The sequence below is a fragment of the Saccharomonospora saliphila YIM 90502 genome (genome assembly GCF_000383795.1).
Lineage (GTDB): Bacteria > Actinomycetota > Actinomycetes > Mycobacteriales > Pseudonocardiaceae > Saccharomonospora > Saccharomonospora saliphila.
Map to the genome: position 1 here is coordinate 19,374 of NZ_KB912629.1, position 9,203 is coordinate 28,576.

Sequence of the window (9,203 nt, forward strand, 5' to 3'; positions counted from 1 at the left end):
CGCGGGCCTCCACCGCCCCCTGCCGCTCGGCCCCGTGCCGCTCAGTTCCGTGCCGCTCGGTCCCGTGCCGCCGCCGCGTCCCGTGCCGCCGGTGCACCTCGCCTCGTGCCACGTGGTTCCCCTCCGTCCGAACCGGGCACCGCATCACGCCCGGCCGTGTCCGTGCCGACACCGTCACCGTCGTGGCCACAACCGCGCCGGGCAACGGCCCGCACGAGCGCCTGTGGACAACCGGACACCTGTGGACAACCTGGTCACCACCGGTCCGTACCCGTACCGGCGAGCTCCGCGAACGGAAGGCGGGCACACCGGCGGGGGATACTCGGACAGACGCGCGGCGGGAGCCGGGACAAGGAAAAGGGCGGTTTCCGCCAGGGCGAGAAGCGAGGGCCGCCGGGTCCGGACCGGCCGGGCGTGCCTCACCGCCACTCCGGCGGGAGGCCGTGGCCGGGCACGAAAGCGGACGGTGTGCCGCTTGCCGCCATGCCGACCGTGCGCATCCGGTCGAGTCACATATCGTGTGCCGCGTGGCGGCATCCGAGAACTCTTCCGCGAACGCGCCGGTCGGCGATACTGGCTCGACCACCGAACCGACGTCCTCCCGGCGTACCGCCGCGTTCTTCGACCTGGACAAGACGATCATCGCCTCGTCGAGCGCGCTGGCGTTCAGCCGGACGTTCCTGCGTGAGGGTCTGATCAATCGCCGTGCCGCGCTGCGCAGTGCCTACGCACAGCTCGTCTTCTCGCTGTCGGGCGCGGACGCCGACCGGACCGAGCGGCTGCGCGCCGAGATCTCGGCGATGTGCGCGGGCTGGGACGTCGACCAGGTCAAGGCCGTGGTCGACGAAACCCTGCACGACGTGGTGGCACCACTGGTGTACGCGGAGGCGGCCGAGATGATCGAGTGGCACCGGGCACGGGGCCACGACGTGATCGTGCTCTCGGCCACGGGCGAGGAGGTCGTGGGCCCCATCGGTGACATGCTCGGGGTCGACCACTGCGTGGGCAGCAGGATGGAGGTCGTCGACGGGCGCTACTCCGGCCGGGTCGACTTCTACTGCTACGGCGAGTACAAGGCCGTCGCCGCGCGGCAGCTCGCGGACGAGCGTGGCTACGACCTGAGCGCCGCGCACGCCTACACCGACTCCAGCACCGACGTCCCGCTGCTGGAGGCGGTCGGTCATCCGCATGTGGTCAACCCCGACCGCCTGCTGCGCAAGCTCGCCGCCGAACGGGACTGGCCGGTGCACACGTTCGCCAACCCGGTCTCCCTCCGCGCGCGCATTCCCGCTCCGTCGGCGACCGCCGTGGCGGTTGGCCTGGGTGTCGGGGCCGTCGCGGCCGGTGCCACCTTCTACGGGCTCTCCCGTCGCAGGCGAAGGGAGTGACCGTCCGGGCGCTCGCCTCGTCCGGCGAGGTCGCCCCATCGAGTGAGGCAGTCGTGTCTGGAACGGTGCATCCGTCGACCCGCTTGAAGTGACGGGCATCACTGGCTAGAAAGGAAGTGCGGACATCGTGTCGGCCAGAGGCTCGGCGGAGGAGAAGCCGGGTCTCCCCTGACAGGATCTCCGTGCGCGGACGCCGGGTACCCACGCGGAGCTCGCCGCGAAAAGGCTCGTCGTCAGGGACTGCGTATCGGGACGCCGAGCGCCGAGTACCCGTACTGCGACGACACAACCGCACGCTTGGTCGCCCGTGTGGTCCGCGCTGTCAGGTGGCACCCGCCGAGGCCTCGGTGGGTGCCACCGACGTGTGTGCCCGCGTTCGACCACGTCCCGAGCCACGACAAGGCCGTGCCCTCTTCCCTCGCGACTGTGCGTGACAAGAAGGCGCGGTCAGGCCCGGCCTCATACCACTTTCGGTCGTTGACCCGTCACTCGCACGTTAGTAGCTTTCCACATGCTGACTCGTCCGAGTGGATTTCTCACAGCGAGGTTCGCGACGACGCGCCACACGACTGGGAGGCTGCCCGTGCCCACCGCCCACGCCCGTTCCCGCATCCGCCCGTGGCGGATCTGCGCGACCGTCACGCTCGCAGGCCTGCTCGCCGTCACCGGTGCGGCCTCGGCCCAGCCCACGCCGCCCACACCGCCGGCACCACCCACCCCACCGGCGCCGCCGAACGTGCCGGGCCTGCCCGATCCACACGCCCAGAGCTGGCCCGAACGGGTGCTGCGCTCCATGACGCTGGAGCAGAAGGTGGGCCACCTGTTCGTGGCCGACGTCTGGGGAACCTCGGCCGACCAGGCACACCCGGGCAACCGGGACAAGTACGGCGTCGACACCCCCGCCGACGTGGTGCGCGAGTACGACGTCGGCGGCGTCATCTACTTCAACCACGGCGGGACCGACAACATCGAGAGTCCCGAGCAGGTCGCGGAGCTGTCCAACGGCCTCCAGCGGGCCGCGCTCGGCGAGAACCCGCCGGTGCCGCTGACCATCGCGATCGACCAGGAGGGCGGCCGGGTCACCCGGATCGCCGAGGACGTCACCGAGTACCCGAGCGCGATGGCGCTCGGCGCGGCGCGCGATGCCGGGGCGGCCGAGACGACGGCGGCGATCACTGCCGCCGAACTGCGCGCACTCGGGATCACGCAGAACTTCGCACCGGTGGCCGACGTCAACTCCAACCCGCGGAACCCGGTGATCGGTTCGCGCTCGTTCACCTCCGACCCGGAACTGGCGGGCCGGTACGTCGCCGCCCAGGTCCGCGGCTATGAGGACTCCGGGCACGAGACCCGCACCGTCTCCGCCGCGGCCAAGCACTTCCCGGGGCACGGTGACGCGGCCACGGACAGTCATGTGGGGCTTCCGGTGATCGACCGCGACGAGGCGGAGTGGCGGGAGACCGACCTGCCCCCGTTCGCCGAGGCCGTACGGGCGGGCATCGACTCGATCATGACCGCGCACATCTCCGTGCCCGCGCTCGACCCCTCCGGCGACCCGGCGACGTTGTCCGAACCGATCATGACCGGCCTGCTTCGCGAGGAACTGGGTTACGACGGGGTCGTGGTCACCGACTCGCTCGGGATGCGGGGCGTGCGCGATCTCTACCCGGACTCCGAGATCCCGGTGCGCGCGCTCGAAGCGGGCGTGGACCAGATGCTGATGCCGCCCGACCTCGGCCTCGCCATCGACTCCGTGCTGGACGCGGTGCGCTCCGGCAGGCTGTCCGAGAAGCGGATCGACGTCAGCGTGCGCCGCATCCTCGAGGCCAAGCACCGCAGGGGTGTCGTGGCCGAGCCGATCGTGCCCACCGACGGGCTCGCCAACCGCGTCGGCACGCCCGAGCACCGCGAGCAGGTGCGGCGCGTCACCGACGGCACCACCACCGTCCTGCGCGACGACGCGGGTCTGCTGCCCCTGACCTCCGGTGCCGGTGACGTGCTGGTCACCGGGTGGTCCAACCCGGGCTATCCCGGCTACCCGGCCGACCCGGTGACCGCGCTGGCCGAGCAGGTCGCGCCGCGCACCGACGGCACGGCCACCGCGATGCCGACCGGGGCCGCCCCGGACGAGTCCGCGATCGACCGCGCGGTGGCCGCCGCGCGGGAGTCCGAGCTGGTGATGGTGCTCACCAACAACTTGCGCGGGGACGCCGGGCAACGCGACCTTGTGGAGCGACTCACCAGCACCGATACGCCCGTCGTCGCCGTCGCGGTCCAGGAGCCGTACGACGCCGGATACGCCGACGTGCCCACCTGGGTGGCGACCTACGACTGGCGCGACGTCACCATGACCTCGTTGGCCGCGGTGCTCTTCGGCGAGAGCGCTCCGGAGGGGGCCCTGCCGGTCGCCGTTCCGTCGGGTTCGGACCCGGGAGAGATCCTCTACCCGTTCGGCCACGGGCTGACCTGGTGACCCCGACCACCGACAGCGACAGCGAGGCGCCATGACCGTGAACCGACGCCGCTTCCTCTCCGCGAGCGCGCTGGCCGGACCACTCCTGGCCACCGGCTCGATGCTGGCGAGCAGCTCGTCGCCGACGACGTCCGCGGGCGACGGCCCCGGCAGGACCGGTGCGGACGGACTCGGGAGGCCGGTGACGCCGGGAGCCGACCGCCTGGCCGCCGAGGGCTGGCAGCGCCTGTCCGGCCGCAAGGTGGGCGTGCTGTCCAACCCGACCGGCGTGCTGGCCGACCGTACGCACATCGTGGACTCGCTGATGGCCGCGGGGGTACGCCCGGTCGCGGTGTTCGGCCCCGAGCACGGCTTCCGGGGCAGTGCCCAGGCGGGCGGCTCCGAGGGGGACTACACCGATCCACGCACCGGCCTTCCCGTCTACGACATCTACGGCGTGGACGAGGACACGCTCGCGGGCCTGTTCACCGATGCCGGCGTCGACACGGTCGTGTTCGACATCGCCGACGTCGGAGCGCGGTTCTACACCTACATCTGGTCCATGTACACGGCGATGGTCGCCGCCTCCCGGGTCGGCGCGGCGTTCGTGGTGCTGGACAGGCCCAATCCGATCGGCGGCGACGCGGCCGGCCCCCTGCTCGACCCCGAGTACAGCTCGTTCGTGGGCCTCAAGCCGATCGCGCAGCAGCACGGCATGACCGTCGGCGAGCTCGCGCGGTTCTTCGACGCCGAATTCCTGCCCGACGCCGGCGGCAGGCTGGACGAGCTGGACGTCGTCACCGCCCGTGGCTGGCGGCGCGACCGGGTGTTCGCCGACACCGGCCTGCTGTGGACACCGCCGAGCCCGAACATGCCCACCCCGGACACCGCCCTGGTGTATCCCGGTACCTGCCTGTTCGAGGGCACGGTGCTGTCGGAGGGACGCGGCACGACCCGGCCCTTCGAGATCATCGGCGCACCGGGGCTGGACTGGCGCTGGCGCGAGCACCTGGCCGGACGCGAGCTCGACGGCGTGGCGCTGCGGGAAACCTACTTCGTGCCCACGTTCGGCAAGTTCACCGGCGACACATGCGGCGGCGTGCAGCTCAGCGTCACCGACCCGCACACCTTCGACCCCATCCGCACGGCCGTCGAGATGATCGTCGCGGCCGCGCGGATGCACCCCGAGGTGTTCGCCTGGCGCGACGACCTGTTCATCGACAAACTCACCGGCTCCGACCGGTTCCGCACGATGGTGGACGCTGGAGCATCGCCGGATGAGATCGTCGGCTCGTGGCGCGCCGAACTGGCCGGGTTCGAGCGCAGGCGTGAGCCCTACCTGCTCTACCGGTGACCGCCCTCCGACCGTGCCACGCCCCGTCCGTGCGACAGCGACAGCGACACCCCGACAGGCGAGCCCGGGCCGTGCCGGCTCGGCCGTGACAGAGTGAAGGTGAGACGGCGACGATGCGACCGAAGGGCACAGCGCCGAGGCGCACACCGGGGTGGATCTCGGGCCTTCCCACCTCGCGGAGCCGCGCGGCGAGAGTCACCGCTCTGGTGGCGGTCCTGGTGTTGACGGGAGTGACCGCGATGGCGGCGGTGGAGTCCGGCTCAGGCCGGTTCGACCGACCCCGGCCCGGGTTCTCCCCCGCCTCGACCGTCCTGCGGGAAGCGGAGCCGGAACGGGCCGGACTCGACCCCGAACCCCTCCGCGCGGCCGAGCGGCGGCTCGAAGGCTGGACCGCGCCGGACGCCGTCGACGGGCACCCGCTGTTCTCGGGCGCGGTGGGGCTGCTGGCCCACGACGGCATGGTCGTCGACACGCACGCCGCGGGAGACGCGGTGCGCTACGCCGACGGCGAGGGCACCGAGCTGCCCCCCGAGGAGCGGGTGCCGATGCGCGAGGACACCGTCTTCGACATCGCCTCGATCACCAAGCTGTTCACCTCGGTGGCGGTGATGCGGCTCGTGGAACGGTTCCCCGTCTCGCTCGACGATCCGGTCGCACGGCACCTCCCCGAGTTCGGGGCGCACGGCAAGGACGCCATCACGGTGCGCCAGCTGCTCACGCACACCTCCGGCCTGCAGCCGACCCTCCCGTTGTGGCGGGAGCACCCGGACGTGCCCTCCCGCATCCGCGCCGTCCTCGAGGTGCCGCCGCGGACCGAGCCCGGCACCGACTACGCCTACTCCGACCTCAACCTCATCACCCTCGGTGTACTCGTCGAACGCGTGACCGGTGACCCGCTCGACGCGGTGATCGCCGAATGGATCACCGGGCCGCTGGGCATGACCGACACCGGTTTCAACCCCGGCCCTGCGCAGCGCCACCGCATCGCCGCCACCGAGTTCCAGCGCGAGCCCGACCGCGGCATGGTGCACGGCGAGGTGCACGACGAGAACGCCTGGGCTCTCGGCGGCGTGGCCGGGCACGCGGGCCTGTTCTCGACCGCGCGGGATCTGGCCGTGCTCGCCCAGGCCCTGCTCAACGGCGGAACCTACGACGGTGAGCGCATCCTGCGCCCGGACAGCGTGCGGGCGCTGTTCACCGACTACAACTCCGACTTCCCGGGCCACGCGCACGGACTCGGTTTCGAGCTCGACCAGCTCTGGTACATGGGTGGGCTGACCTCGCCCGCCACGGCGGGACACACCGGCTACACCGGGACGTCGCTGGTGATCGACCCGCTCTCGCGGTCGGTGGCGGTGCTGCTGACGAACCGGGTGCACCCGTCCCGGGAGTGGGGCTCGGTGAACCCGGCACGGCAGACGTGGGCCACCGCGCTGGCGCGGGCGCTGGCAGTGGAGCCGGTGCGGGGAACGCACGCGTGGTTCAGCGGCGCGGGCGACGCCGAGAGCGCCACGCTCGGCACCCCCGCGCTGTCGCCGCGCGGCTCCGGCTCCGTGGAGTTCCGGACGTTCGTGCACAGCGAGTCGAGCGACCGGCTGGTCCTGGAGGCGCGCACCGAGGATGACCCGACCTGGCGGGCGCTGCCGATGCGGGCACACGGCCGGGGCGCGCCCGAGGGCACGGTGCGGGCGCTGTCCGGCACGGCAGAGCGCGCATGGTGGTCGGTGCGAGCGCCTCTGCCCCGTGCGGACGCGCTGACGCTTCGTTGGCGATTCACCACGGACGGGAACTACACCGGGCGTGGCGTTCTCGTCGACGGGGTGCGGGTCCGTGACGAACGGGGCACCGTCCTCGACGCCGAACGAGACCCGGAACGGCTGGACGCCGACGGATTCGTCCTCCGCGACCGCTGATAGTTGCGAACTCGTTAGCCAGATCGGGTTAACGAGCGCGCGGGGCGAGACGACTCTGCGGGCAACGGCTCGGCGCGGCCTGGGTGTGCGCGCTCAGGTTGCGATCACACGGGAAGGTGCGGGTAATCTTGTCTCATATGCCTCCGGTTAGTAACTTTCCCACAGACGGCGGGGGCGACCACACGCACGACGCCGTTGCCGCTCCCACGACGGGCACCGGCACCCCCGAGGAACGGGCTGACGCGCACGACCAGGACGGGGGAAGCGCGCTCGTGCGCATCCGGTCGCTGCTGCCCGGGCTGGCGCGGGCCGAGCAGCGGGTCGCCAAGGTGGTATTGGACGACCCGTCGGCGGTCGCCCGGCGCAGCATCACCGAGGTCGCCCTGGCGGCCGAGACGAGCGAGACCACGGTCACCCGGTTCTGCAAGGCCATCGGCGTCGGTGGTTACCCGCAGCTCCGCATCGCCCTGGCCGCCGACACCGCGCGCTCCGAGGCACGGTCGTCGCAGGACCTCGGCGGAGACATCACCGCGGACGACGACCTGGCGGACGTGGTGAGCAAGATCGGTTTCGCCGACGCGAGGGCGGTCGAGGAGACCGCCGACCAACTCGACACGGCGACGCTGGAGCGCGTCCTCGGCGCACTCGCCGCGGCCGGACGGGTGGACGTCTACGGTGTGGGGGCCAGCGCCTTCGTCGCCGCCGACCTCCAGCAGAAGCTGCACCGCATCGGAAGGGTGTCGTTCGCCTGGTCGGACACCCACATCATGCTGACCTCCGCGGCCGTGCTGCGCCCCGGCGACGTGGCCGTCGCCGTCTCGCACAGCGGCGCCACCAGTGACACCGTCGAGGCACTGCGGGTGGCGCGCGAGCACGGCGCCACCACGGTCGCCGTCACGAACTTCCCCCGGTCGCCGATCACCACCGTGGCCGATCACGTGCTCACCACGGCGGCGCGGGAGACCACGTTCCGCTCGGGCGCCACGGCGAGCCGGATCGCCCAACTGACCGTCATCGACTGTCTGTTCATCGGCGTGGCGCAGCGCCACCTGGACGACGCGATGACCGCCCTCGACTCCACCCGGGACGCCGTCGACGGTCACCGTCTCGGCGCACGCCCCGACGGCAGGAGACGGCAGGCCCAGGGCCGGTGACCGCCACGTCGATCCAACAACAGTGAGGCCACGATGACCGCTTCGAGCAGCATCGCGCACGTCGAGTCGCCGACGGAGCGACGCAACCCCCGCACCACCGGCCTCGACCGGATGTCGACGGCCGAACTGCTGGCCGCCATCAACGCCGAGGACCGGACGGTGCCGGACGCGGTCCGGGCGGCGCTGCCCGAACTCGCCCGCGCGGTCGACGCCGCCACCGGGGCGCTGCGCGCAGGCGGGCGGGTGCACTACGTGGGCGCGGGCACGTCGGGGCGGCTCGCGGTGCTCGACGCCGCGGAGCTGGCACCCACCTTCAACATCGACCCGGACTGGTTCGTCGCGCACCACGCGGGCGGTGAGCGGGCGCTGCGCAACGCCGTCGAGAACGCCGAGGACGACGCGGACACGGCGGCGGCCGAAGTCGGCGATGCCGTGGCACCCGGGGATGTCGTGCTCGGGCTGACCGCCTCCGGGCGCACCCCCTACGTGCTCGGTGCGCTGCGGGAGGCCCGGCGGCGGGGCGCCACGACGGCGCTGGTGTCGTGCAACCCGCGCGTGACGGTCGGCGACGAGGTGGACATCCTCGTCACGGTCGACACCGGGCCGGAGGTCATCGCCGGGTCGACACGGATGAAGGCGGGCACGGCGCAGAAGCTCGTGCTCACCGCCTTCTCGACGGCGACGATGGTGCGGATGGGCCGCACGTACTCGAATCTCATGGTCAGCATGCGGGCCACCAACGCGAAGCTACGCGGACGGACCCTGCGGATCCTGCGGGAGGCCACCGGCGGTACCGAGCGGGACTGCGCCCGTGCCCTCGCCGACGCCGACGGCGACCTCAAGATCGCCCTGGTGCGCCTGCTCTCCGGCGCGGAGGTCACCGAGGCCGACGCCGCGCTGCGCCGCAGCGACGGGCACGTGCGGGACGCCCTGGCTGCCCTG

The 9,203-nt window shown here is 72.3% G+C and carries 6 protein-coding genes; all 6 read left to right on the forward strand.

What is annotated here, in order from left to right; translation table 11 throughout:
• Positions 1-527 precede the first annotated feature (527 nt).
• Positions 528-1,388 carry an HAD family hydrolase gene (locus SACSA_RS0104195; RefSeq protein WP_019813784.1) on the forward strand — a complete coding sequence of 287 codons (861 nt, stop codon included), beginning with the start codon at positions 528-530 and terminating at the stop codon, positions 1,386-1,388.
• A gap of 583 nt (positions 1,389-1,971) precedes the next feature.
• Complete coding sequence (locus SACSA_RS0104200; RefSeq protein WP_019813786.1) at positions 1,972-3,861, forward strand: glycoside hydrolase family 3 protein; 1,890 nt, start codon at positions 1,972-1,974, stop codon at positions 3,859-3,861.
• Between the two features lie 31 nt (positions 3,862-3,892).
• Positions 3,893-5,194: an exo-beta-N-acetylmuramidase NamZ family protein gene (locus tag SACSA_RS0104205; RefSeq protein WP_019813788.1), complete on the forward strand. Its 1,302-nt coding sequence runs from the start codon at positions 3,893-3,895 to the stop codon at positions 5,192-5,194.
• A gap of 113 nt (positions 5,195-5,307) precedes the next feature.
• Positions 5,308-7,107: a serine hydrolase gene (locus tag SACSA_RS0104210; RefSeq protein WP_048876408.1), complete on the forward strand. Its 1,800-nt coding sequence runs from the start codon at positions 5,308-5,310 to the stop codon at positions 7,105-7,107.
• Between the two features lie 137 nt (positions 7,108-7,244).
• Positions 7,245-8,261, forward strand: a complete 1,017-nt coding sequence (locus tag SACSA_RS0104215) for a MurR/RpiR family transcriptional regulator (protein WP_083940147.1) — start codon at positions 7,245-7,247, stop codon at positions 8,259-8,261.
• A gap of 33 nt (positions 8,262-8,294) precedes the next feature.
• Positions 8,295-9,203: N-acetylmuramic acid 6-phosphate etherase (locus SACSA_RS0104220; protein WP_019813794.1), on the forward strand; the 909-nt coding region annotated here is incomplete at its 3' end.